Origin of the sequence: [Leptolyngbya] sp. PCC 7376 (genome assembly GCF_000316605.1) — a bacterium.
Classification (GTDB): domain Bacteria; phylum Cyanobacteriota; class Cyanobacteriia; order Cyanobacteriales; family MRBY01; genus MRBY01.
In genome coordinates this window covers 195,902-220,047 of sequence record NC_019683.1, presented here as the reverse complement: position 1 = coordinate 220,047, position 24,146 = coordinate 195,902, and the positions used below count along the sequence as shown (strand labels likewise).

Annotated in this window: 20 protein-coding genes; 6 read left to right on the top strand and 14 right to left on the bottom strand. The window is 44.7% G+C overall.

What is annotated here, in order from left to right; all coding sequences use genetic code 11:
- Positions 1-92 precede the first annotated feature (92 nt).
- Positions 93-2,525, top strand: a complete 2,433-nt coding sequence (locus LEPTO7376_RS00955) for an NACHT domain-containing NTPase (RefSeq protein ID WP_015132420.1) — start codon at positions 93-95, stop codon at positions 2,523-2,525.
- Between the two features lie 87 nt (positions 2,526-2,612).
- Here LEPTO7376_RS00955 and LEPTO7376_RS00950 read toward each other — a convergent pair whose 3' ends face one another.
- Entirely contained in the window at positions 2,613-3,107 is a 495-nt protein-coding gene (locus LEPTO7376_RS00950; RefSeq protein WP_264308952.1) for a Uma2 family endonuclease, read from the bottom strand.
- 196 nt (positions 3,108-3,303) lie between these two features.
- Between LEPTO7376_RS00950 and LEPTO7376_RS00945 the strand changes: the two genes are divergently transcribed.
- Both LEPTO7376_RS00945 and LEPTO7376_RS00940 read left to right on the top strand, forming a co-directional pair.
- Positions 3,304-4,722, top strand: a complete 1,419-nt coding sequence (locus LEPTO7376_RS00945) for a DASS family sodium-coupled anion symporter (protein WP_015132418.1) — start codon at positions 3,304-3,306, stop codon at positions 4,720-4,722.
- A gap of 5 nt (positions 4,723-4,727) precedes the next feature.
- A complete protein-coding gene (locus LEPTO7376_RS00940; RefSeq protein WP_015132417.1) occupies positions 4,728-5,156 on the top strand; it encodes a hypothetical protein in 429 nt (142 codons plus the stop codon).
- Positions 5,157-5,166: 10 nt separating this feature from the next.
- Here LEPTO7376_RS00940 and LEPTO7376_RS25480 read toward each other — a convergent pair.
- The 3 genes from LEPTO7376_RS25480 to LEPTO7376_RS27055 form a co-directional block, all read right to left on the bottom strand.
- Positions 5,167-5,890, bottom strand: a protein-coding gene (locus LEPTO7376_RS25480; RefSeq protein WP_173391195.1) for an IS1 family transposase whose coding sequence is annotated in 2 segments (ribosomal slippage) — positions 5,167-5,563 and positions 5,562-5,890 — 726 coding nt in all. Because the reading frame shifts where the segments join, the coding sequence is not laid out codon by codon here.
- A 10-nt stretch (positions 5,891-5,900) separates the two neighbouring features.
- On the bottom strand, positions 5,901-6,473 hold the full coding sequence (locus tag LEPTO7376_RS27060; RefSeq protein ID WP_041763060.1) for an IS630 family transposase: 573 nt from the start codon (positions 6,471-6,473) through the stop codon (positions 5,901-5,903).
- 13 nt (positions 6,474-6,486) lie between these two features.
- Positions 6,487-6,885 carry a transposase gene (locus LEPTO7376_RS27055; RefSeq protein ID WP_225901096.1) on the bottom strand — a complete coding sequence of 133 codons (399 nt, stop codon included), beginning with the start codon at positions 6,883-6,885 and terminating at the stop codon, positions 6,487-6,489.
- 196 nt (positions 6,886-7,081) lie between these two features.
- Between LEPTO7376_RS27055 and LEPTO7376_RS00915 the strand changes: the two genes are divergently transcribed.
- Both LEPTO7376_RS00915 and zds read left to right on the top strand, forming a co-directional pair.
- A complete protein-coding gene (locus LEPTO7376_RS00915; RefSeq protein ID WP_015132415.1) occupies positions 7,082-8,521 on the top strand; it encodes a DnaJ domain-containing protein in 1,440 nt (479 codons plus the stop codon).
- Between the two features lie 97 nt (positions 8,522-8,618).
- A complete protein-coding gene (gene zds, locus LEPTO7376_RS00910) occupies positions 8,619-10,082 on the top strand; it encodes a 9,9'-di-cis-zeta-carotene desaturase (protein WP_015132414.1) in 1,464 nt (487 codons plus the stop codon).
- 61 nt (positions 10,083-10,143) lie between these two features.
- On the opposite strand, the gene LEPTO7376_RS00905 is transcribed toward zds, so the two are convergent.
- From LEPTO7376_RS00905 to LEPTO7376_RS00860, 10 genes are all read right to left on the bottom strand, one after another.
- A complete protein-coding gene (locus LEPTO7376_RS00905) occupies positions 10,144-12,849 on the bottom strand; it encodes a CBS domain-containing protein (protein WP_015132413.1) in 2,706 nt (901 codons plus the stop codon).
- A gap of 186 nt (positions 12,850-13,035) precedes the next feature.
- On the bottom strand, positions 13,036-13,371 hold the full coding sequence (locus tag LEPTO7376_RS00900) for a ribulose bisphosphate carboxylase small subunit (protein ID WP_015132412.1): 336 nt from the start codon (positions 13,369-13,371) through the stop codon (positions 13,036-13,038).
- Between the two features lie 30 nt (positions 13,372-13,401).
- Positions 13,402-13,803, bottom strand: a complete 402-nt coding sequence (locus LEPTO7376_RS00895; RefSeq protein WP_015132411.1) for a chaperonin family protein RbcX — start codon at positions 13,801-13,803, stop codon at positions 13,402-13,404.
- A 71-nt stretch (positions 13,804-13,874) separates the two neighbouring features.
- Positions 13,875-15,290, bottom strand: coding sequence for a form I ribulose bisphosphate carboxylase large subunit (locus LEPTO7376_RS00890; RefSeq protein WP_015132410.1), 1,416 nt, complete (start codon positions 15,288-15,290; stop codon positions 13,875-13,877).
- A 468-nt stretch (positions 15,291-15,758) separates the two neighbouring features.
- Positions 15,759-16,427: a transferase hexapeptide repeat containing protein gene (locus tag LEPTO7376_RS00885; protein ID WP_015132409.1), complete on the bottom strand. Its 669-nt coding sequence runs from the start codon at positions 16,425-16,427 to the stop codon at positions 15,759-15,761.
- A 91-nt stretch (positions 16,428-16,518) separates the two neighbouring features.
- On the bottom strand, positions 16,519-18,507 hold the full coding sequence (locus tag LEPTO7376_RS00880) for a ribulose bisphosphate carboxylase small subunit (RefSeq protein ID WP_015132408.1): 1,989 nt from the start codon (positions 18,505-18,507) through the stop codon (positions 16,519-16,521).
- Positions 18,508-18,636: 129 nt separating this feature from the next.
- Positions 18,637-18,945 (bottom strand): EutN/CcmL family microcompartment protein, encoded by a 309-nt coding sequence (locus LEPTO7376_RS00875; RefSeq protein WP_015132407.1) that lies wholly within the window; start codon positions 18,943-18,945, stop codon positions 18,637-18,639.
- 35 nt (positions 18,946-18,980) lie between these two features.
- Positions 18,981-19,319, bottom strand: a complete 339-nt coding sequence (locus LEPTO7376_RS00870; RefSeq protein ID WP_015132406.1) for a carbon dioxide-concentrating mechanism protein CcmK — start codon at positions 19,317-19,319, stop codon at positions 18,981-18,983.
- Between the two features lie 139 nt (positions 19,320-19,458).
- Positions 19,459-19,770: a carbon dioxide-concentrating mechanism protein CcmK gene (locus tag LEPTO7376_RS00865; protein ID WP_015132405.1), complete on the bottom strand. Its 312-nt coding sequence runs from the start codon at positions 19,768-19,770 to the stop codon at positions 19,459-19,461.
- Between the two features lie 374 nt (positions 19,771-20,144).
- Complete coding sequence (locus LEPTO7376_RS00860; RefSeq protein ID WP_015132404.1) at positions 20,145-21,866, bottom strand: SulP family inorganic anion transporter; 1,722 nt, start codon at positions 21,864-21,866, stop codon at positions 20,145-20,147.
- A gap of 345 nt (positions 21,867-22,211) precedes the next feature.
- On the opposite strand from LEPTO7376_RS00860, the gene LEPTO7376_RS00855 reads away from it, so the two are divergent.
- Positions 22,212-24,110 carry an NAD(P)H-quinone oxidoreductase subunit F gene (locus LEPTO7376_RS00855; protein ID WP_015132403.1) on the top strand — a complete coding sequence of 633 codons (1,899 nt, stop codon included), beginning with the start codon at positions 22,212-22,214 and terminating at the stop codon, positions 24,108-24,110.
- Positions 24,111-24,146: the final 36 nt, after the last annotated feature.

Sequence of the window (24,146 nt, the reverse complement as noted above, 5' to 3'; positions counted from 1 at the left end):
GGTGCTGAAGGCGGAGGGGGTTTCGGTAGGTTTCGCAATCCACAGAGAACCCACCCCTAACCCTTCCCAAGAAGGGAACATGAGTTTGGAGCATGATTGAGACGATGCAGCCTTTCCCAAAAGATTTTTTAGAGCAAGTCGCTACAGAAAAATATCTCACAGAGGAACAAAGGGCTGTTTTTGTTTCGCTGTATCAGAATGCCAATCGTGCGCCTGATGATATTGCTAATGATTTATTTATTTCGCCAAATGCGTTTCGGACAAGGCTCACAGGAGTTTATAAGGCTTTTGAGATTGATGGGAAAGGCTCGAATAAAAAGCGGCGGCTTCATAGTGCATTGCTGGAAATTTATCGGCAGCGGCAAGGGAGAGATTCAGATGATCCGATTTTGGATCGAGGGATTGACGATTTTGTGGAGCGAGTACGACGGCAAGTTAAACCGGATATCGTTCAGCGGTGCGGAACAATGCGGGTGCTGGATATGGCGCAACCCGTCGAGCTAGGCGAAATCTATACCGACGTAAATATCCTTGCGAAGATATCCGCAACCAGTCGCAAAGGTCTTGCGCAAATTCAAGAGATGGTGGGGCTAGATCTAGAGAATTTTGAGCGGTTTAGTTTTGGGGAAATTGCGAAGGAGCGGGTCGCAGGTCTAGAGGTCGTTAGAAAGCATCGCAAGTTGATGATCTGGGGAAAGCCCGGTGCGGGGAAAACGACTTTTCTCAAGCACTTGGCGATGAGTTGTACTCAGGGTGAATTGTTTCCGGAACTTGTGCCATTTTTTGTGACGCTAAAGAATTTTGCGGAGGAGGAGGATCAACCAAATTTATTTACCTATCTGCAATCTCAGGCGGTAATTCATGGCGTTGATTCAGAACGACTAAGACAAATCGTTGTCGGCGGGCGGGCGATGATCTTGCTGGATGGGCTGGATGAGGTACGGCAGGAAGATAGTCAGCGTGTGATTCAAGGCCTTCAAAAGTTTGCGGATATTTGGCGAGATAACTTTTTTGCCATAACTTGTCGGATTGCGGCAAAGGAATACACCTTTCAAGGGGGCTTTACAGAGGTTGAAGTTGCGGACTTTAATTGGGAACAGATTTCTTGCTTTGTAAATAATTGGTTTCGGTGCAAGGGTGAAGAGAAAAAAGTCGACGAATTTCTGAGTGCGCTGAAAAAACAAAAAACAATTCAAGAGCTAGCATCAAGCCCATTACTTTTGACGTTGCTTTGTTTAGTGTTTGAGGAGAATTTCCAGTTCCCGCAAAATCGAGCAGAACTTTATAAAGATGGCTTGGATATTCTGCTGAAAAAATGGGATGGAAAAAGGGCAATTCAACGGGATGAAATCTATAAAAATCTGACGGTAAAGCGACGGGAGCAAATGCTCAGTGAAATTGCTTTTAAGACGTTTGAGAAAGGAGAATATTTCTTCAAGCAAAGTCGTGCCGAAAGTTTGATTCTGGAGTTTATTCAGAATTTGCCGGATGCAAAGGATGATCCGGAAGCGCTTAGATTGGATAGTGAAATGGTTCTCAAAGCAATTGAGGCACAGCATGGCCTTTTGGTAGAGCGAGCCAAGGGGATTTATTCATTTTCCCATTTGACATTTCAGGAATATCTCACCGCACAATATTTGGCCAATAAACCAAAATCTCATCATCTCATTCAAGATAACTTTGGGAAAAAACGGTGGCGGGATGTAATCCTGCTCGTTTTTGGAGAAATGAATGATGTAGATTTCACATCCTATTTGGCAGTTACTCTTAAATGTCTCTGGGATAGGAAATTAGTTCATGATGAAGATTGTCAGAAATTTCTCCAGTGGCTTCATCAAAAAGGAAAGTCAATTGGTCAAAGTTACTCCTCTCAGGTATTAAAGTCATTGAGTATTAATATCAAGACTGACTTTTCACTCAATAAGCCTGAACCTATTTTCAGGGCGTTTTATCTATTTCTTTCCTCATCTACTTTTCGCTCTACTTATCGTTTCTTTGAGAAACATAGTTTGCTACTAGATTCGTATACTTTTTCTTTTGACTTAAAACTTATTTACTGTCTATTTCTTGCACAAGATATAACAGCGTCTATGCATTTTTATTTGCCTATATCATCATCTCAATCTATCACATACTCACTGTTTCCTAATCTGTATTATTTTCTTTCACAAATCATAGAAAAGACGAGAGAAAAAGATTCAAATTATATAAAAACAATTACATTACTCCGCAACCAACTGCCATTTAATGAGGATTTAAAACAATCTGCGAGCTGGTGGTATCAAAATGGTTATTCTTGGACACAACAACTACAGGAAATATTAGTTATATATAGAAATATTGGTCATGATTGGCAGTGGACAGACAATAAAAAAAAGACTTTGACAAAATATTGGTATGTTAACCGCTTTTTGTTGGAATGTTTGCAGTCCGCCTATATCCGTCGGGATGTGCGGGAGTGGATAGAAAATACGATGTTTTTACCGATGTCTGAGATTGAGAAGATGCCACCCCCAGAGATTTAAGAAGAGTTATGAGTGGGTTTTTCATGAGTTGCGCGACCGACTAAACCCCTTCCGCTTTCGGCACTTTCCTCAAGGAAGGATGTAAACTTATCGCTGTTTAGTCATGGCCATCACTTTATCCACGGTTAAACCCGCCACATTTCCCAAAGTGGGTAAAAGACTATCCCCTGCGTAAATAATCGGTAGCTCATCATTTTCCCAAATCCAAACCCGTTCCCGCTGAATATCAATCAACCACGCCAATTCTGTTTCCTGTCCCAAACAATGCAAAATCTTATTTTGTAAATCGAGAGTACTTTGAGCAGGCGAACGAATTTCAATTAACCATTCCGGCGCACCATCTAAAGCCCCATCTTGCTCAAGACGTTCTTGCTTGACCACTGAGATATCCGGCACAGGCGACAATGGCGGAACAAGACAACGCAACTCTTGAATTGCTTCATATTCCGTCGTTTGTTGATTAATCGCATTCACTAAATTCCGTTGAAGCCTTGAATGAAAAAGAGTGGGCATTGGTTTTTGTGTTGCGACTCCCCCGATAAATTCCCATGCCGGCGATTCCTCAATATTGGGTCTTGCCAAAAACTCCCTTAACGAATCGGTCTTTAATGGAGACTGCATAGTGAATAAAGCCGATAAATGAACAGTACTGCGCCATCACCGTGATTTTAGCCCAGAGTCAGAGAATTAAAGCTAGTTATCAGTTTCCAACGGAATCAAGATGCAGCGAGCCGGAAACAGTATCATTCTTGTTTAGGTATTTCCCCTCCAGATTTCTATGAACCTTGTCAGGCGATCGCAACAGTGGCTCAAGAAAATTCGTCGTCCCCAATACCGTTGGGTGTGGTGTATTGTCGCCACGATAATTTATTTTGTGATACTGGCTTTACCTCTTAACGGGTTTAGCGAAGCTGCCCAAAAATCCCTCGCAATTTTTGGCGTGACCGCTTTTCTGTGGAGTACCAGCGCTTTACCTGTGGCGGTAACGGGTTTGCTCGTGCTCTTCCTGATTCCTTTTACTGGTGTCCTTCCCCCCGAGCAAACCTACGCCTATTTTGGGAATCGTTCAGTCTTTTTTATTTTGGGCGTATTTATTCTGACGAGCCCGATCCGAAGGTCAGGATTGAGCACGAGATTAGCCCTCACCGTTGTCTCGAAATTTGGGGGGACACAGCGGGGTTTAATTTTATCGGTACTGATTTTGTCGGCGGTAATGTCGTTCTTTCTTAGCTCCCATGCGGTGGCAGCAATGCTATTTCCAGTGGTGCTAGAAGTCGTGCAATCGGCAGGTGCGAAACCCGGTGGACGATTCGGCAAATCGGCATTTTTAGCCTTGGGCTGGGGGGCAGGGATTGGCGGCATTCCCAGTTTGCTGGGTGGTGCAAGGGCGGCATTGGCCTTAGGACTATTGCGAGAGAGTACAGGTCAAGGCATTAGTTTTATTGAATGGACGTTGTGGTCATTACCCTTGGCGATCATTTTATTGGCACTGGCTTATTTACTCATCCGGAATATTGGGCGAGGGACAGCGGTGTCGATGATCCGAGCAAAAATGTTGCTGCAAGGACGGACAAAACGTCTGGGTAAGATTTCCCGGCGAGAAATTGGGACGGCTGTGATTACGCTGTTGACTATTGTTTTATGGATTGTGCGAGGCGAAGTTTGGGGACTTGATACTGTCGCGTTTCTCGGGGTGTCACTATTATTTATTTTCCAGATCGCTGATTGGCAGGAAGTGGAAGAAGATGTGAACTGGGGAATTTTTGTGATGTATGGCTCGGCGATCGCCCTTAGTGCAGTACTCAAAGAAACCGAAACTTCTACTGCCTTAGCCCAAGCATTATTGGGTTGGATTGACTCCGGTTGGCTTGTATTTATTGCTGTGGCACTGGTGGTGGTGGTCTTCACTGAAGGGATGAGCAATGCTGCCACCGTCGCGATGGTAATGCCCTTGGCGATCGCCTTTGCTGCCGAACATGGCATCGACCCCCGCGCTATAACTATGGGTGTGACCATTGCCTCAGGATTAGCCTTTATGATGCCAGTCAGTACACCTGCGATGGCGATCATCATTGGTAGCGGCTACGTTCCACCGTCCCATGCACTGCAACGGGGTTTCTTTCTTAAAATACTGGGCTTTATTGGGTTACTTGCCCTCGCGCAACTATATTGGCCGCTCTTTGGACTTCAGGTGTAACACTCATGAAAAAGATTTATCTCGTCATTCTCAATCCCTATGCCTACGATGGCGCGATGTATAAAGCTGAGGCGATCGCCAAAGAAGCCAGTGTCCCTTTAAATGTGGTCTTTTTTATTAGCGAAAAATCAGTGTGCCGGATGATGAATAACCTTGGCGAAAATGGCTGGCTCAGCGCTGCATCAATTCGCAGTCTCCAGAATTCTATGCTCGAAGGTTATCGCGGTTTGGCGGATGATGTTCTCGACCGAGTTCAACGCAAACTTATCGATCTCGAACTCAACATTCTGCCTGTTAATGAGCAGCCTACTGTCGAACCCTATCTCCATCGTTTGGTTGCAGAAGGTGCAGAACAAATCATTGTGGCAGGCTCCAGTGATGTACAGCTCAAACAGGATATTCTCCCTGAACAAGTCATCGTGGCGATCGCCTAATCCGAGAGTTTCAAGAGAGTAATGTTAAACGCCAATTGCGCAGTAGCTCAATACTTCCATTCACTCTAAATTTCGCAAACAATGCCATGCTCAAGTCCACCATGTGTTTTGATTTAGAGACGACCTTCGTCCTGCGATGAAACCAAGCAAACCAATGGCGATTGTCTGAGTTGTTTCTCTCAATTGCTATTGTCTCTTTCTTGCTAATGACATGAAAAGCATCTGGGTGATTCTCTAATAGCTGTTGATAGGGTTTCCAATTATCGGTGCAATAGACAGTGATTTGCCATTGCGAGAACCGCTCTAGTAAATGACCTAAAGTTCGACTATCACGACTTCCCAATTCCCAGTCAATGAGTCGCCCAGTATTACGGTCATATGCTTTCCAGACCCAAAGTTTGTTTTTTCTCTTGGATAAAATGCCATAGCTCATCTAGCTCCACCACGACAGCAGACTCAGGAGTGGGCTTTTCATAATTGGCTTCACCGAAATCTCTTACCCAATTGAGCACTGATTGAGCTGATACACCGAGAATCTTGGCTGTCGCATTCATTGACATACCACTCATATACATCAATACAGCTTCTAATTTCATCCAGAGAGGCTTGCCCCGCTCTTTAGAAAAGCTTGTAAATTGATAATTGCACTGCTTACACTTAAATCGTTGACGATTTTTAGCGAATCCACTTTTGATGATGTCTTGAGCATTACATTGGGGACAGTGAATTGTCATATAGCAATTTCTAGTCGAGTGAGGTGCAATAGCAGCAATGTGTAAACCAGCATCGAATATCATCAAGGGTAATCTTGGAAAAAGCTACCTCAATTGCCTTGTCTAGAGCTAGATAAGTTCTTGCCCCGATACTTTTCAAGGTACTTTTCAACTTTGACCAGCAATTTTCAATGGGTGAAAAATCTGGAGAATAGGGAGGAAGGTAAATCAACTTAGCTCCCACGGCCTCAATCATTGTGCGTACTGACTCTCCTAAATGAATCGAACAGTTATCCATCACCACACATGCTCCCGCCCATAAGTTTGGTATTAACTTCTGGCTGATGAATGCTTCAAAGGTTAATCCATCCGTACTCCCCAGCAGATGATAATTAGCGACCATTCCCTTGAAGCCTAATGCTCCAATCAAAGAAACATTCTTGCCTCGTTTACTGGATTTCGGACTATAAGCTCGTTTCCCTTTCTCAGAACGTGCCCTCAGTCTTGTCATGGCTAAGTTCACGCCCGATTCATCGATAAAAATCAAGTTTTTCGCTAGAGTCGCTTGCATTTTCTGCCAAAAATCATATCTGGCTTGTTGCACTCGTTTTGTCGCCTTAAGGTCTGGATAGAATGTTTTTTTTGAGGCTATATCCCATTCTTCTTAAGGTGCGATGCATGGTGCTATTGGCCACACGGAGACCAGTGCGTTTCTCCATCTCATCACATAGTTCCGCTAGCGTCGCATCGTTTTTCTTGGTGAGCAACTGGCGCAATATTGTTTGATGCTCTTCGTTTAATTTGGGAGGTGTTTGTTGGCTTCGTTTTTTCGGAGCAATCGACCCTGTCAGTCGTTTTTGGTCGAGGAGCTTTTGTACAAAACTTTTCGCCACTCCAAATTGTCGGGCAAGACTACTTTGACTCACACCACCCCTTTCGTAGGCATCCACTATTTTCTGTCTTAAGTCTAATGAGTAGGCTTTCGGCAAGATGCTACTTTCTTCCTCACCAGTCAACTCACCTATACTACTTCATACACCTTGCTAGGCTGAAATTTGCTGTAGCGAGACTTCCAAGGAAACGACTCACTCCATTTTGCTATAGCATTACTTACTTGAAGCTCTCCCTAATCCTAATGTCAAAAAGATCAATGTGCTGTATTTACTCCTTGGTGTCACAATTGGATTTATAGACCATTACAGATCCTTAGTGATGACTGATTTAGAGCATTATCGTCAGCTATTAAACGTCACCAAAGACTCATCAAAAGTAGATATTAAAAAAGCGTATCGCAAACTAGCAAAGCAATGGCATCCAGATAAGTTTTACCAAGATCCTGAAAAGCATAAAGTAGCGGAAGAAAAGTTCAAAAGTATAACTCTTGCCTATGAATTCTTAATTAACAATGGAGCCGAAGATAATACGTCGACCCCTGTGAGTAATGCAGGCAAAACGACTAATGTCAAAACTGAAAAAACAGATCCTGCGACCTACTATAGGCTAGGAGTTTTTCTAGCCAAAAGAGGTGATCTAGAAGAGTCCCTGGAGTTTTTAGGAAAAGCCATTAAACTTAATCCTGATTATTTAGAAGCATTAGAGTATCGCCACCAAGTCCTATCTGATTTAGGTTTCGAACATCGAGCCGTAGTAGATCGCTTAAAAATCCGCGACTTGAAACGCTCTACTACGAAGAATAGAGCATCTGAGGAATCATCTTCGAACTCAGATCCCCGTCAAACCTCGACCCAGAATCTTTTCAAATTACTCAAACGTTTTGCCTGTACTAAAACTGCAATTCAGGACATGGCCGTAGATCGCCGTCGCCGATTAATTACGATTGAAAAGAATAATACAGTACAAATTTTTCAGTTGGGATCATACCAATTGATTGAAAAGCTGAGCTTACATACGAAAAGAGTATTAAGTCTTGATTTACATCTATCTCACAACTGGATTTTAACAGCTAGCGATGATAATACTGTTCAAATATTTGACCTAGACCAAAATCAACATATCACTTCATTGAAAAAGACTTTCTTGAATCGGAATTTCTCCAAAATAAAAGATGCTTATTTCCTCTCTGAAATACATTGTGCTCTATTACTGACAGAAGAAAACACCGTCAAAAAATGGGACTTCAAAAAGAATAAAATCTTGTATGAGAAACCGAACCCGATGAAGTTGAAATCTACTTCAATCAGTCCAGATCGAACAAAATTAGCTTTAGTGGATGCTCGAAATACTATCCGAATCTATGAAACGGCCACAGGTAAACTTCTTCATTCGGTAAGAACAAAATCTAGGGTGACAGCAATCTCCTTCTCGACAACAGGGAATTTATTGGCGATCGCCACAATTAAAAATCAGATTGAAATTTGGGATATTGCTCAAAAGCATCAAATCTTTCAATTACAAGATAATGTTGGTGCAATTGTTTTCCTTGCCTTTGCCCAAAATCAAGAATCACTCATTAGTTTTGATAACAATGGTGTGATTAAAATTTGGTCGCTTAAGACTAAACAAAAGCCAATGACTCAAGCCACGCACTTTACAGATATTACAAGCTGCCAACTTATCGATAAAGGCAGAACTCTAATATTAGGTACGACAAAAGGAGAAATTATGATATGTCGCTTACCATCCTTCAATTAATGCGTATTTGAGAACAACGAGTAATCCTAGCCCGTCCCACGCAATCGTTTACAATATTTAATAATTTGTTTAAGGAATAGGACGTAGGACAACAGTAATGCGTGTAGCAATCGTCGGAGCAGGACTAGCGGGATTATCCACAGCCATTGAATTGGTTGATGCTGGTCACGAAGTGGAAATTTTTGAGGCTCGTCCCTTTGTCGGCGGCAAAGTCGGTAGCTGGGTAGACAAAGACGGTAACCACATCGAAATGGGTCTACACGTATTTTTTGGATGTTACTATAATCTCTTCGCGCTCATGGAGAAAGTCGGTGCAGGAAATAATCTCCGGCTAAAAGAGCATACCCATCAATTTATTAATGAAGGCGGTAAACTCGGCGAACTAGATTTCCGTTTTCCTGTCGGTGCTCCTTTCCACGGTTTAAAAGCATTTTTTACATCCTCACAATTATCGCTAATTGATAAAGCTGCCAACTCCCTTGCTCTCGGTACTAGTCCCATTGTGCGCGGCTTGGTGGACTTTAAAGGCGCAATGAAAACCATTCGCGACCTTGACCGCATTAGTTTTGCAGATTGGTTCCGCAGCCATGGTGGTAATGATGGCAGCCTCAAGAAAATGTGGAATCCCATCGCCTATGCCCTCGGTTTTATCGATACCGAAAATATTTCTGCACGCTGCATGTTGACCATTTTTATGTTCTTCGCAGCGAAAACTGAAGCCTCTGTATTGCGGATGTTAGAAGGTTCTCCAGCAGAATATTTGCATAAACCCATCGTTAATTATCTTGAAAGCAAGGGCGCGAAAATCCATACTCGACATCGCATGAAGGATATTCACTACACCCTCGATGGCACACCCACAATTGATGGTCTAGTCATTAACAATGGCGAAACAGATGAAACAGTGAAAGCTGATACCTACGTTTTGGCTCTCGATATTCCCGGTATTCAACGCGCTGTCCCCGATGCTTGGCGCAAATGGCCTGAGTTCGACAATATTTATAAGCTTGATGCTGTTCCTGTTGCCACAGTGCAATTACGATTTGATGGCTGGGTTACAGAACTCAACGACCCTGAAAAGCGTGCGCAACTCGAAAAAGCTGAAGGTATCGATAATCTTCTCTATACTCATCAAGCTGACTTCTCCTGTTTTGCAGATTTGGCATTAACCAGTCCTGGTGATTTCTACAAAGAAGGTGAAGGCTCTTTGATGCAGCTTGTGTTGACCCCTGGTGATCCCTTCATCAAGAAGAGTAATGACGAAATTGCCCAACACGTTTTAGAACAAGTCCACAAGTTATTTCCTTCTTCACGCGAACTGAATATGACTTGGTCTAACGTGGTGAAGTTGGCACAATCTCTTTACCGTGAAGCACCGGGTATGGATCCCTATCGTCCAGCACAAGATACTCCCATTTCTAATTTGTTCCTTGCGGGTAGCTACACCCAACAGGATTACATCGATAGTATGGAAGGTGCGACAATTTCTGGTCGTCAAGCCGCAGAAGCAATTTTGGCTAAAGCTGGTGAATTGGAAAAGCCTTTAGTCGCAACGATGTAGAGTGCGATCGCCGAACAAATTGAAGTTTATCCCATTTCATATTTATCTGAGATGGGATTTTTTATGATGAGGGTTCGAGTGGATAATGTTGTTCTAAATAACTTAGGGCAGAGGAGCGATCGCCAATTTCGCCATCTAGGGTTTTTTGAAGTAAATCTTGCAAAATAATCCGAAACTGTGGGCTTGGTTTGTAGCCTAATTCTTTCAGATCAGAACCATCGAGAGGCGCTTTCATAAATTGCCATTGCCGTAGATAACACCACAAATCATGGCGGATTTTTTTCGGAGCGATCGCCGCTAACAAGATAATGTCTGGTAGTTGTAACCCTTTTAGTGCAAACACTTTGCCACTCAGGTTTGTAGTCACCGCTAATTTTGGCAAGATGTTTTCTTGATGTTGAGTGAATTCTGCAAGGCGCTGGAGACTGTCTTTTGGCAATTGCAGGCGATCGCCCACTTCGAGCCGTGCAGAAGTCGGTAAATTAATCAGTAAACTCTCCAAGCGCATCCGCCAATGTTCGAGGGTTTTATCTGAATCCTGATGCCGTAACCATCGATCGACACAACGCACTTGCCACCACACATCAGCAGTTAAGGCCAAGTTTTTGTGAATACATTGTAAGGCTCCCAAAGAATCGAGCAATTGTAACGCTGGCTTCCAATAATTTGCCGTTAGTAAATATTTCAGTTCGGCGCGAAGTCGTGTGGTTAAAGCAGGAGCTTGGGGTTTTTCGTGGTGCAATCTTTCATAAATCCCCGAGGCGATCGCATACTGAATATACTCTTCTGTTTGAGATTCGAGGGCAAAGTTTAGTCGTACCGCAAATCGCACCGCTCGATAAATCCGTGTTGGATCTTCAATGAAACTATTAGCATGGAGCACCCGAATTTGATGCTTTTTGAGATCTATTAGCCCACCGAAGAAATCTAATAAATCTCCCGCCCGTGGTTCCGTTAAGCGCAAACACAACGCATTAATCGTGAAATCCCGCCGATATAAATCCTGCCGAATTGAACTAGCTTCCACCTCAGGATTCGCTGCGGGATAGGGATAAAATTCTGTCCGTGCCGTCGCGATATCCATACAAAGGGCACCTAAGATCGGATCCTGATGCCAGACAATTGCTGCTGTTTGAAACTCGCCATGCACGGCAACTTTTGCCTCTGGATAAAGTTCTTTAATGAAACTCGCCAACTCCACACCGGCTCCCACATCTGCCGCTGCGTGGAAGCCATCCACCACCAAATCAATATCTTGCAACAGCAATTCTGATGCTTTTTCTGCCAACAGCAAATCCCGTACGCCACCGCCGACAAGATATAAATGCCAGCCTCGTTTTTGGGCGGCGATCGCCACCGACTGAAGCAAATCCCAGAGCGAAGCGTCCAATTTCTCCGCCAACATTGCCGTTAAAGGTTGCGCCGTTTTCTCCTGAGAGTTCAGCAATAAATCCCCACGCTGTTCCTGATGATGTTGCCGCAAAATATCAGTGCGCGTCACAATCCCCACGAGGCGATCGCCATCCACCACAGGTAAGCGCCCCACATCGAAATTGACCATAAGTTTTTCGATATCACGTAGCGTTGTCGCTGGCGAAATGGTTCGCACCTTGCGACTCATGTAGCCTTTCACTGGCGCGTGTTGAAACCCATGATGCAACGCCAAATCCAAATCTCGTCGCGAGATTACCCCCACCAATTTCTCCGCATCATCGACGACAACCAAACCCGAATGCCCATACCGAAATAACACTCGCTGCGCTTCTCCGATAGATGTTGCGGGCAAAATTGTACGCACTGGAGCGGTCATCAAATCCCTTGCTGTTATAGCCTGTGGGATTTGTTGAGTAAATTTCTCGTAGATTGTTTTAAGGGTTGATTCTGGCGTATCGACCCGCATACTTAATGCCGATGCTTGATCATGACCACCGCCGCCATAGGGTTCAAATAATTGATTTAAGTTTGTCCCTATAATTCGCGATCGCCCAATAATAACTAGCTTTCCTTCTGATTCAGTTTGGTGATAAAAATGTCCGACCAATAATCCATCCAAATCGGTCATCTGCATCATCCGCTCCGCCATACTCGATAAACCCGGCACAAAAGTAGGCGATCGCAACAATACCTGAGCGACCTGATATCCTCGCACAGTTTCTCGCTCTAATGACCCCATAGCCTCAGCAAATAGCGATTGTACTTGCGGTGAAAAACTGGGTTCCACATAATCCGCAATAATTTTCACCACAGCTCCTTGCCCCATCAACCAAGTCAGCGCCTGAGCATCTCGCACTGTCGTTTGATCAAACGTGAGTGAGCCCGTATCGACATGAATCCCTAGTGCCATTACTGTTGCTGTATAAGGATCTAGCTCTATCCCTCGTGCCTGAAGCTTTTCAGTAATTAATGTCGTTGTCGACCCAACATTTTCGATTTCCACATAGGTCGCTGGAATATCCCGCTCTTGATCCATATGGTGATCATAAATTTCAATTTGCTTGACCTGTGGTTCTTCAAACCAATTTGTGGCTTTCCCTAAGCGTTGGCGCTGCTGGTTGTCCACCACCATAATTGTTCGTAGTTGTTCCGGATGTACACTCCGCATTTCGAGCAACGGAAATTCTCCCCGGTAGAGTGCCAGAAAACGTTTCACTCCTGGATGAGCACCACCAGTTAACACAACCCTTGCCCCCACTCGCAGACAAGCTAAACCCACCGCCGCACCTAGTGCATCAAAATCGACAGTTTGGTGACAAAGAATAACTTGCATAAGCCCACAAAAAAAGAAAGATCCTCGACTTTTAGCATCTCGTTGACGATCTAATCTCAGTCTAAGCCTATACAAGCTAGGGATCTGAATATATTGTTCTCACGCAACAAAAAAATGCGACCACCACTATCGGCGATCGCATTCTGCATGATTCAAACTAAATCGGCTTATTGAAGCCAGAGAAATTTAGTAACGAGTCTGGTTAGGCTTGTAAACGATGAAGCTTACAGTCTGACACTGCTTGATGTTGTCGAAACCAACAACACGGATGTAGCAATCAGAGTACTCGCTGCGGCACTCACGTACTTCATTGAGAACGTCTTGAGCACTAGTTGCGCTGAAAAGAGGAAGCTTCCAAAGTGTCCAGTGGTGGAGATCGGGAGCAGGATCCTTTTCAAACTCAACACCAGGAATAAAGCCTTGGTCAATCATCCATTGAACTTGGCGAGAAATCTGCTGGTCACTGAGAGGGGGAAGATACGAAAGAGTTTCGTAACGCTTTTCCTTAGGTAAAGTCTTCATTATTAGTAATGTCCTCTTTAGGGTCAAAAATTATTCAGAGTCTTCTGAAACATCTGGCTCAACATCTGTTGAAGCCGGATCGGTTGACGATAAATCAACCCGAGTTAAACGCTCTAAAAGAGAACGACGATGATCCGCATTGGACTGTTTAATTTGAGTTAGTACCATTTCTGGTAGAAATTCAAGAACTTCGCCTGCTAAATCCTCCCTAACGGTCAGAATCCTCAGGACAATTTCCTTGTTCTCAGACATCATTGCCTCAAGGTAGCGATCACTATCCTGCACGGAATGGGTCTTCGAAAAATTTCCTAACCAAATTGCCTGTCCCGGATTAGTTTCACCTAATTGCTGACTAATTAAGCGCACAGCTTGATAAGTCAAATAATTACGTAAAGTCTTCGCCGTTTCTTTGGCAATATCTTTAAACTCCATGAGAGCTAGCCACCAGTGAACCAGAATTTAATTGTGACAAAAAATTCAGTTCACTGATGCTCATCAGAAGCTTAGAGAGTGTCGACTGTGTCGAATTCGAACTTGATTTCTTTCCACAGGTTAAGAGCAGCAGCCAATTCAGGAGACCACTTACCTGCTTCACGGAGGACATCATTACCTTCGCGAGCCAAGCTACGACCTTCGTTACGAGCTTGAACACAAGCTTCAAGCGCAACACGGTTTGCAGTTGCACCAGGAGCATTCCCCCAAGGGTGACCCAAAGTACCACCACCAAACTGGAGGCAAGAATCATCGCCGAAGATGTCAACGAGTGCAGGCATGTGCCATACGTGGATACCACCGGAAGCAACAGGCATAGTACCAGGTGCGGACGCCCAATCTTGTGTGAAGAATACACCGCGTGAACGATCTTCTTCCACGTAGTCTTCACGCATGAGGTCAACGAAACCAAGAGTACCTTGGCGATCGCCTTCAAGCTTACCTACGACAGTACCGGAGTGTAGGTGGTCACCACCAGAAAGACGGAGACACTTCGCAAGAACGCGGAAGTGAATACCATGGTTCTTCTGACGGTCAATTACAGCGTGCATTGCACGGTGAATGTGAAGGAGAAGACCATTCTTACGACACCACTTAGAAAGACTAGTGTTTGCAGTGAAACCACCAGTGATGAAGTCGTGCATGACAATCGGAGTACCGATTTCTTTTGCAAACTCAGCACGCTCAATCATTTCTTCGCAAGTAGCGGCAGTTACGTTGAGGTAGTGACCCTTAACTTCATTAGTTTCAGCTTGTGCTTTCTCAATCGCTTCTTGAACAAAGAGGAAGCGATCACGCCAACGCATGAAAGGCTGAGAGTTAATGTTCTCATCATCCTTAGTGAAGTCAAGACCACCACGGAGGCACTCATAAACTGCACGACCGTAGTTCTTTGCAGAAAGACCGAGCTTAGGCTTAATAGTACAACCGAGAAGAGGACGACCATACTTGTTGAGAAGGTCACGCTCTACAGTAATACCGTGGGGGTTACCGGGGCATGTCTTAATGAATGCAACGGGGAAACGGATATCTTCGAGGCGAAGTGCACGAAGCGCTTTAAAACCGAAAACGTTACCAACCAAAGAGGTCAAAACGTTTGTGATCGAACCTTCTTCAAACAAGTCGAGAGGGTAAGCCACGAAACAGAAGTACTGATTGTCTTCGCCAGCAACAGGCTCAACATGGTAACAACGACCCTTGTAGCGATCGAGGTCAGTAAGACCATCAGTCCATACAGTTGTCCAAGTACCGGTAGAAGACTCAGCTGCAACAGCTGCAGCACACTCTTCAGCGGGAACTCCAGCTTGGGGAGTCATCCGGAAACAAGCGAGTAAATCAGTGTCTTTGGGTGTGTAATCAGGCGTGTAATAAGTTAGACGATAGTCTTGTACACCAGCCTTAAACCCAGCAGATTTGGTCTGAACCATGCGGTTTTCCTCCAGCAGTAAAAATGCTTATCTTTAAACAAACAAATACTCTAAGTATTGTTGCTCTGAAATCCTGAAATTCTTAGTGACAATAGACACAAAAATAAACTTCAAAGATTTAAGTCTTATGACTTTCTTTAATCTGTGGCTTATGTTATCACAGGTCAGGCTTATTTTATTTTTTTTTGAGCAAAAAAAGATTGCTTTTGATTCTGAAGCTGATTAGCATTTCTAATGCTGTCAAAAAATGACCAAATACGAGTAATAGACAGATGAAAAAAGTCCATCTCCCTAGGTTTTAGGAAAATGAACTTAAATAATCTATAGCAAGAAAATTGCTGCCAAAATCTTGTCTGAAGTCTGTGAAGCGTAGTCAGACAAGGCATTTAGACAAGAAACAACATCTTTTTAAACATTCATGATAATCAACTTTAAATAGCGTATTGATTCTCAATACAAAGAATGACGCTAAGAAGATGGTGGTTCTGGCGGTTTAATTGGTGTGTTGTGTGGAAAAAGCGTCATTAATAATTGATTAATATAAACTTGCCCAACTACAGGTTCTTTCGGCAAGTCTTGTTGTTTGTCTGGTCTTGATTCTGGCGAAACTTCTGTGATTTCTGGCGTAATAGAATCTGTTTCATCTGGTGAGGAAATGGATTCCTTATGGCCAGATGAAATTGTGGTTGGTGATTTAGAAACTTGATTGACTTCTGCACCCCAAGGATCTGTTTCAGCTGATGGAGTAGAGGGTGAACTTTTTGGAGATTGAGTGACTGGTTTTGTGTTGACTTTACGAGAAGTGTCACCAATTAAACTATTTGGTTGTATAACTGTGCCACCTAAAACTGACGCTCGAAAAATAGTACTGCCATAACCAACGCAAGCATTTTCTCCGACTACGGCATCGCCAACAATAAGAACACCTGCACCAAGCATTGCGCCTTGGTGAATTTCGATGTTGCCTTGGTGAGCTTGTAAAATGCAGCCCATTCCCAAACAAACTCCTGCGGCGATCGCCACAGAACAGTCAGGAGCAGCCAGAATGATTACACCCGGTGCAATAACAGCATGGTCATCGATTCTGACATCGCCACTAATATGAATATCGGAATTGAAAACCGCTCCAGAAGTCACAACTATCCCCAACTTGTGATCAAATCGACCACAGAAAAACCAAAAAAGCAAGGAGAGATATCAGATATCTCTCCATCTAAACCCTACTGATCTAAGGTCTTTGAATAATCGTTTCGAGAATACGACGTCTCGCTGCCGTATCAACCCCAATCAACTGGACATACTCACCAGCATGATCTTGGAGGCAACCTTCAAGGCGGCGCAAAACTTCCGATTCTTGCTGAGTATCAATAGTGCCGCAGCTCTTCCAAGACTTTGTACGGAAACGACGCTTATCTGCATGCTCCGTCGCAATTTTATAGCCTTGATTTAGAAGAGAACGTACTTTGCTGACAACATCGCTGCTCAAGGAAGCGCTACTACCACCATTCCCATTGCTACTGCTGGAAATACTATAGGAGTTTGAAGAGTTAGAAGAAGCCGTAAAGCCATTGCCACTACTTTGAGCAGGTGCGTTGCCACCAGGACGCTGCACAATAATTTCTGCTGCGCGTTTTCTAGTGTTAGGGTCAACCGCAATCAACTGTACATACTCACCAGGGTACTCTGCTGCAACACGGTTAATGTTTGCAAGAATTTGTTCTGCGCTACGGCCTTCAACAAAGCCCCCGCTGAGCCAAGACTTCGTTTTGAAACGACGTGTATTCGCGTGCTCAGCTGTAAAGCTGCAACCTTGAGATGCAAGGGAACGAACCTGAGTTGGGACATCTCCACCACTGACTGTGACGGCGTTGGATGTAGAAGCTCGGTAACTAGTTGAAGAACCACTGCCAGCACTCAATTGAGTTGCTTGACCTGGGCGCTGAACAATTACCTCCGCTGCACGTTTTCTTGTGTTGGGGTCAACCGCGATGAGTTGCACATACTCATTGGGAAATTCCGACATGATGCTGTTGAGATTGCCGATTATTTGTTCTGCACTGCGACCTTCAACAAATCCTCCACTGAGCCAAGACTTCGTTTTGAAGCGACGTGTATTGGCATGTTCCGCTGTGAAGCTGCAGCCTTGGGATAACAAGGAACGAATTTGTGTGCTGACATCACCATCAACGCCTTGTGCTGAAACACCAGTAGTAGATGAAGTCACTGAAGCTGAAGAGAAAGACTGGCCGGAAACCGGTGCCTGGTCCCCAGGTCGTTGGGCAATGATCTCAGCGGCACGTTTTTTCGTATTGCCGTCAACAGCAATAAGCTGAACATACTCACCAGCATATTCAGCCATTACGTTATTAAGATTTGCCAAAATTTGATCTGCACTACGTCCTTCCACAAATCCTGCACTGAGCCAAGATTTTGTTTTAAAGCGTCGCGTGTTAGCGTGCTCTGCGGTAAAGGTACAGCCCTGGGCGACTAAGCCTCGAACCTGCGACAGAATGTCTCCGTTTAAACTCATTTTTTCCACCGATTGATTTTCGCGAATACCGTTATTGCTTTGAGAGGAGGATGATTTCTCATCTGCTTGACCACGGAATGAAGTAGTACAAGCGTTATTTTGGACACCTTGATAGCCTTCAGAGAATGCTCCATTTACCTCAACAATGTGTTGGGTAAAGGCTAGGTCGGCATCAGTTACGTCAGAAAGTCGCTCAACTTGTTGTTGATTCGTGATTACTGCACCAGAAGGTATATATTTTCCGGGCGGAATCTCGACATCTTGGATAAGGGCATGCATCATGACGACGCAACCGTCACCGACTCTGGCGTTAAAAATAGTTGAGCGGAATCCAATAAAACAGTCATTGCCTATGAAAGCTGGGCCATGGACTAAGGCCATATGGGAGATGCAGGAGCGATCGCCGATCCAGACAGAATAATTTTCGCCATTTGCACCAACAACGCGTCCCCTATCCATGCCGTGGATCACCACACCATCTTGGATATTGGTTGCTGCACCGATATAAAAGGGCGCACCCTCATCGGCACGAATTGAGGTGCCAGGCGAAATGAGTACATTCTTCCCAACCGTGACATCACCGATCAAATTAGAAAATGAGTGCACATATGCACTCTCATCAATTTTCGGTTCTGCTAAATCCTTTGACCAAGGTGTTGGGGGAGCCGCTCTCCTGCGGACAACCATCGACTTATTCCTCCTCTCAATGTAAAGAGTTGCTTATCCTGCTAAACCATCCGAACCTATCTACATAAACCAAATAAAGGCCGATGTAGATAGTTTTTTCGTCCAAACCCAAATTTGAAAGCCCGCTCACTAACCAAGGCGATCCGCATCTTTTTTACTGTAGAGGGAGCGATTGTCAACATTAACAGTATCGATAATGCCGACGACCATTGCATCCAAAGGACGATCTTCCATACCAGCTTCTTTGCGGGCGGCGCTGCCACGGGTGACGAGTACCCACTCGTTCACGCCAGCACCAACTAAATCCCCAGCAACTTCGTACTTTGGTAGAAGTTCACCTCGCTCGTTAACAAACTGCACAAGGATAAACTTGATACCGCGGAGACTTTCCGCTTTATAAGTGCTAACGACAGTGCCACGAACCTTGGCAATTTGCATACAAATTTATAATGACTAGGGATAAAGTGAAATGTCTATACTCTTCTCAAAGGCTGGGGATTAACGCTTTCGCGGAATTGTTCAACAGCTTCGGTATAGCGGATGGGGAGAACGTACTCGAGGTTTTCGTGAGGACGCGCGATGATGTGTGTAGAAAGTACTTGACCACCGTTAACACGACCAACATTGTCAGTTCCAGCGGAGACGGAAGCTTGCACCTCAGAAACGTCACCACGAACGATAACAGTGACACGACCGCTACCAATTTTTTCGTAACCAACTAGGGTGACACGAGCTGCCTTCACCATAGCGTCTGCTGCTTCTACTACTGCGGGGAAACCGAGAGTTTCCACCATTCCGACTGCGATAGACATTTGAGTTTATTCCTCTTGCTTATAAAGGTTGTTTTCTGTGCTCTGCTTTCTGACTAAAATTCAGGTCAAGGCTACCAGCGCGAAAGTCTAAATGACTCTTTCTATGTAGATTTGCTAGACCTGATTAGTTTGGATAGGCTTAGTAAGTACGGAATTGTTCGACTTCTTCGGTGTAGCGAATCGGTAGAACGTATTCGAGGTTTTCGTGGGGACGAGCAATGATGTGAGTGGAAAGCACTTCACCACCATTGACGCGATTTGCGTTCTCGACACCAGCGGAGACAGAAGCTTGTACTTCAGATACGTCACCACGGACGATAACGGTTACACGACCGCTACCAATTTTCTCGTAACCAACCAATGTTACGCGAGCGGCTTTGACCATCGCATCGGCAGCTTCCACAACGGCGGGAAAACCACGGGTCTCAATCATTCCAACTGCAATAGGCATGAACTAAATCCTCGCTTATCAAGCTTAAAATCTTAGATATTAAATCACTAAAGTTTGACAACTCACTCGTGTGCATTTTCCAAGTAAAAAACTCAGAAAAATCTAATGAGCTGGCAACTAAGTCCGATGAGGCAACTCTGACGAGGTGCGACTCGAAGATTGTCTTTTTAAAATGAATTCTTCTAAATCCCTAATTTAAAGACAGTCTATTGTCGGCAAGCTAGGAAAAGCATAAGCAACTATGGCCTGTTTGACAACATAAAGCTTAATGATATTCCGTAATATTGGTCTTAAGTAAAACTAATGATACGGGGCTATTGCGAATTTTAGTTAAGCAATTTTTGCTACAGAAAAACCTATAACCTTGTTGCAAATCATTTGTGTAGAGATTGAGGTTTGGGCTCTGAATTTTGGTGATTCTCAATAAAGGCGATCGCCTGTTCTAGGGCATCGAGCCGATTTGTGACATGGTGGCGCGATGGCAAAAGCTTTAGAATCTCAAGACTTTTTAGACGTTCTTTGACTGGGCCTGTGGCGCTGACTAGAAAAATCTCCCGACGTTTTGCATAGGCTTCACGGAGCATCGTTTCGACAGCAAGGGTGGCAGTTACGCCCATTAATGGGACTTCTAATAAATCTAAAATCAGAACATCATATTGTTCGACAATGCTCATACGTTGTGAAATCCCTTTTGCCGCGCCGAAACTCATTGGGCCACTGAGATGGAATAAGAAAATACGTCCTTGTGCCCGCCGCAATAATTCTTTCTCTCTTTGACTAAGTTGTGGCGAATCGTCAGGGGACGTGATGGCTTCGAGGCCTTCTATCTGTAGGTCAGTCAAGTTTTTGACGGTAAGCAGATTTGCAATAAATACACCCACCGCAACGGCAGTAATTAAATCTACAAAAACGGTTAACCCGAGGACGCAGTACATTAACATTGCCCCTTTCAAGGAGAGGCGGTGGGCACGCTTCAGGAAACTCCAGTCAATAATGTCGATGCCAACTTTAATGAGAATACCTGCAAGGACAGCATGGGGAATAGGTGATGTGAGGGGAGCCGCCCAAAAGACGACAATGAGCAGAACAACGGCATGAATCATTCCTGAAAGGGCAGTGACGCCACCGGAACGAACATTGATCACTGTGCGCATGGTTGCTCCAGCACCAGGTAAACCTCCACATAAGCCCGACAAGATGTTACCGATACCTTGCCCGATTAGCTCTTGGTCTGAGTCGTGCTGAGTGCGAGTAATGTTGTCAGCGACAAGAGAGGTTAATAGAGAATCGATTGCACCTAAAGTGCCGAGAATAATGCCATAACCCAACATGCTTCTCAGTTGGCTGAAGTCAAAGAAAGGTAGATGGAATTCGGGTAAGCCACGAGGGATCTCGCCAATGCGGGCGATGCTTTCGGTGGGGAATTGTAGCGAAATAATGGTGCAGGCGATGAGGGCTAAAAGTGGTGAAGGGATAAGGCGATTGAGCTTTGCTGGGGAAACGAAAACAATGAGGAGAGTGAGGATTCCCAAGCTTGTGGCGGCAGGATCGGGATGGGTGAGATTGTAAGGGATTTGTTGAACGGATTGGATAATGTCTGCATTCCCCGCATGGCCGAGGAATGGGGCAATTTGGATGATGATGATGATGATCCCAATGCCAGACATAAACCCGGAGATAACGGTGTAGGGAATCAGGGTGATGTATTTGCCGAGTCGTAAGGCGCCGAGGGCAATCTGAAATAAGCCACCGAGCATAATGATCGTGAAGGCGATCGCCACGCCAGTTTCAGGATTGTCTGAATTTGCAGCCACCGCAGTAAAGACTGTTGCCATCACGACAGTCATGGGGCCTGTGGGGCCAGAAATTTGGGAGGGAGTACCACCAAATAACGCCGCAAAAAAACCTGTACATACTGCGCCATATAGTCCAGCGATCGCCCCAGCACCAGAAGAAACTCCAAAAGCTAAAGCGAGAGGCAGTGCGACAATCGCTGCCGTTAATCCCCCAAATAAATCACCACGCCAATGTTTAAACGAAAAACCTGTAATCGAACGAGGTAAATGAATTTTTACGCGAGAAAAGTCTGTCAACATACACCATGGGCGATCGCTACAACCTTGGACAAAACGCCATGCAACTCAGGCATTATCGTTGTTCCCCATTGAGCTCAAACGCAGAAACTTTGATGGACTAGAAACGGTGATTTTAAACAAGTGCCGTCCCTATAGACCGAGTCTAACCAGACCTTTCCACAACGCTCGATCATTGCTACAAGAGTTGACAAAGTAATGATTTCCAGAAAATCACAAAAATAACTAACCTTTTGGGAATGGGCAGGGAATCGATTAAACTCTCTTAAAACACTCCTAACTATTGCCTAAACTCTATTTTTAGAAATAAGCAATTTCAGCCACCTATCGTGCTAGATACACAAATCGATGACTGAATTTTTGATCCAAACTGTCTGGTTTGTTCCGCTATACGGAATAATCGGCTCCCTGCTGACCCTCCCTTGGTCGCTAGGCCTCATCCGCCGTACAGGTCCTCGTCCTGCTGCATACATCAATTTATTGATGACCTTTATTGGTTTTCTCCATGGGTCATTAGCCTTTCGCTCCCTCCTCAATAGCCCCCCACAGCAGCTATCCCTTGAATGGCTCCATGTGGCGGATTTAAGTCTATCAATCGTTGTTGAAATTTCCCCCGTTAATTTGGGTGCCTTGGAATTGGTCACAGGAATGTGCCTTTTGGCACAGATTTATGCCCTGGGCTATATGGAAAAAGATTGGTCACTAGCACGTTTTTATGGCTTGATGGGCTTTTTTGAAGCGGCATTATCAGGTTTAGCCATTAGTGATTCATTGTTGTTTTCCTATGGATTATTAGAAGTCCTCACGGTTTCCACCTATCTACTTGTGGGGTTTTGGTATGCTCAGCCTCTGGTGGTTACCGCTGCAAGGGATGCATTTTTAACAAAACGAGTGGGCGATATTTTGCTGCTAATGGGGATGATTGCTCTCTCCAGTTATGGCACGGGTTTGACGTTTAGTGAGTTAGAAGCTTGGGCTGCGAATCCACCATTGACGCCTTGGGAATGCAGTTTATTGGGCTTGGCTTTAATTGCTTGTCCTATTGGTAAATGTGCGCAGTTCCCTCTGAATCTTTGGCTTGATGAGGCGATGGAAGGTCCTAATCCAGCGGGTATTTTACGGAACTCTGTGGTGGTTTCTGCTGGAGCCTTTGTCTTGCTCAAAATGGAGCCAGTTTACACGATTACGCCAGTTACATCTGATGCGTTGATCATTGTCGGTACGATTACGGCAGTGGGTGCTTCCCTTGTGTCTCTAGCGCAGATTGATATTAAGCGAGCCTTATCTCATTCGACGAGTGCTTATATGGGTTTGGTGTTTATCGCGGTGGGTTTAAATCAGGTTGATATTGCCTTGTTATTGCTCCTGACCCATGCGATCGCCAAGGCTGTTTTATTTATGAGTATTGGTGGTGTCATCCTCAATACCCATGGCCAGAATATGACGGAAATGGGTGGTCTCTGGTCCCGGATGCCCGCGACGACAACGGCGTTTGTTGTGGGTTCGATGGGTCTTGTTTGTATGTTCCCTTTTGGGACGTTCTGGACGATGCGTCGTTGGGCTGATGGGTTTTGGGATACACCATCTTGGTTGTTGTTGGTTTTGATGGGTGTGAATTTCTGCACGAGTTTAAATTTGACCCGAGTTTTTCAATTAGTCTTTGCAGGTGAACCCCAAGCTAAAACACGGCGATCACCTGAAGTGATTTGGCTGATGGCTGTGCCGATGGTGGCGTGCACGATTTTGACATTGCTTGTGCCTTTGATGCTACAACGTTGGCAGCTCCTATTGACTTGGTCGAGTATTGATTTTGCAAACCGTCCAGCCACTGTCGTTTGGTCTATGCCACTGTTGATTGGCTCTGGAGTCTTAGGTCTGATTGTGGGCTTGCTCTTCAAGCCTAACCGTTCCCTCAGCCGTCCGACACAGTTCTACAAGCGCTTCGTACAAGATCTATTGGCCTACGATTTTTATATTGACCGCCTTTATGATGTCACCGTGGTTTGGGCAGTGACTCAGCTGTCGCGTCTGATGTCTTGGATTGACCGTTACATAGTCGATGGTGTGGTTAATCTCACTGGCTTGGCAACGTTATTTGGCGGCAGCGCCCTGAAATATAACGTTTCAGGTCAGTCGCAGTTTTATGTTTTAACGATTGTGATTGGTATTGGCTTAACACTCGTTTGGTTTATGACGACGGGTCAATGGACCACAATTGTTGAGTTTTGGTCGGAACGTTTAGCTTGATGGCGATCGCCACTGTATCCCTATGATTTATGACTG

Bases quoted from the DNA above. Each gene is read 5' to 3' on its own strand.
- LEPTO7376_RS00880 (WP_015132408.1), bottom strand. From the start codon at position 18,507: ATGGTTGTCCGCAGGAGAGCGGCTCCCCCAACACCTTGGTCAAAGGAT.
- zds (WP_015132414.1), top strand. From the start codon at position 8,619: ATGCGTGTAGCAATCGTCGGAGCAGGACTAGCGGGATTATCCACAGCC.
- LEPTO7376_RS00905 (WP_015132413.1), bottom strand. From the start codon at position 12,849: ATGCAAGTTATTCTTTGTCACCAAACTGTCGATTTTGATGCACTAGGT.
- LEPTO7376_RS00890 (WP_015132410.1), bottom strand. From the start codon at position 15,290: ATGGTTCAGACCAAATCTGCTGGGTTTAAGGCTGGTGTACAAGACTAT.
- LEPTO7376_RS00875 (WP_015132407.1), bottom strand. From the start codon at position 18,945: ATGCAAATTGCCAAGGTTCGTGGCACTGTCGTTAGCACTTATAAAGCG.
- LEPTO7376_RS00860 (WP_015132404.1), bottom strand. From the start codon at position 21,866: ATGTTGACAGACTTTTCTCGCGTAAAAATTCATTTACCTCGTTCGATT.
- LEPTO7376_RS00855 (WP_015132403.1), top strand. From the start codon at position 22,212: ATGACTGAATTTTTGATCCAAACTGTCTGGTTTGTTCCGCTATACGGA.
- LEPTO7376_RS00870 (WP_015132406.1), bottom strand. From the start codon at position 19,319: ATGTCTATCGCAGTCGGAATGGTGGAAACTCTCGGTTTCCCCGCAGTA.
- LEPTO7376_RS00865 (WP_015132405.1), bottom strand. From the start codon at position 19,770: ATGCCTATTGCAGTTGGAATGATTGAGACCCGTGGTTTTCCCGCCGTT.
- LEPTO7376_RS00955 (WP_015132420.1), top strand. From the start codon at position 93: ATGATTGAGACGATGCAGCCTTTCCCAAAAGATTTTTTAGAGCAAGTC.
- LEPTO7376_RS00940 (WP_015132417.1), top strand. From the start codon at position 4,728: ATGAAAAAGATTTATCTCGTCATTCTCAATCCCTATGCCTACGATGGC.
- LEPTO7376_RS00900 (WP_015132412.1), bottom strand. From the start codon at position 13,371: ATGAAGACTTTACCTAAGGAAAAGCGTTACGAAACTCTTTCGTATCTT.
- LEPTO7376_RS00915 (WP_015132415.1), top strand. From the start codon at position 7,082: ATGACTGATTTAGAGCATTATCGTCAGCTATTAAACGTCACCAAAGAC.
- LEPTO7376_RS00895 (WP_015132411.1), bottom strand. From the start codon at position 13,803: ATGGAGTTTAAAGATATTGCCAAAGAAACGGCGAAGACTTTACGTAAT.
- LEPTO7376_RS00945 (WP_015132418.1), top strand. From the start codon at position 3,304: ATGAACCTTGTCAGGCGATCGCAACAGTGGCTCAAGAAAATTCGTCGT.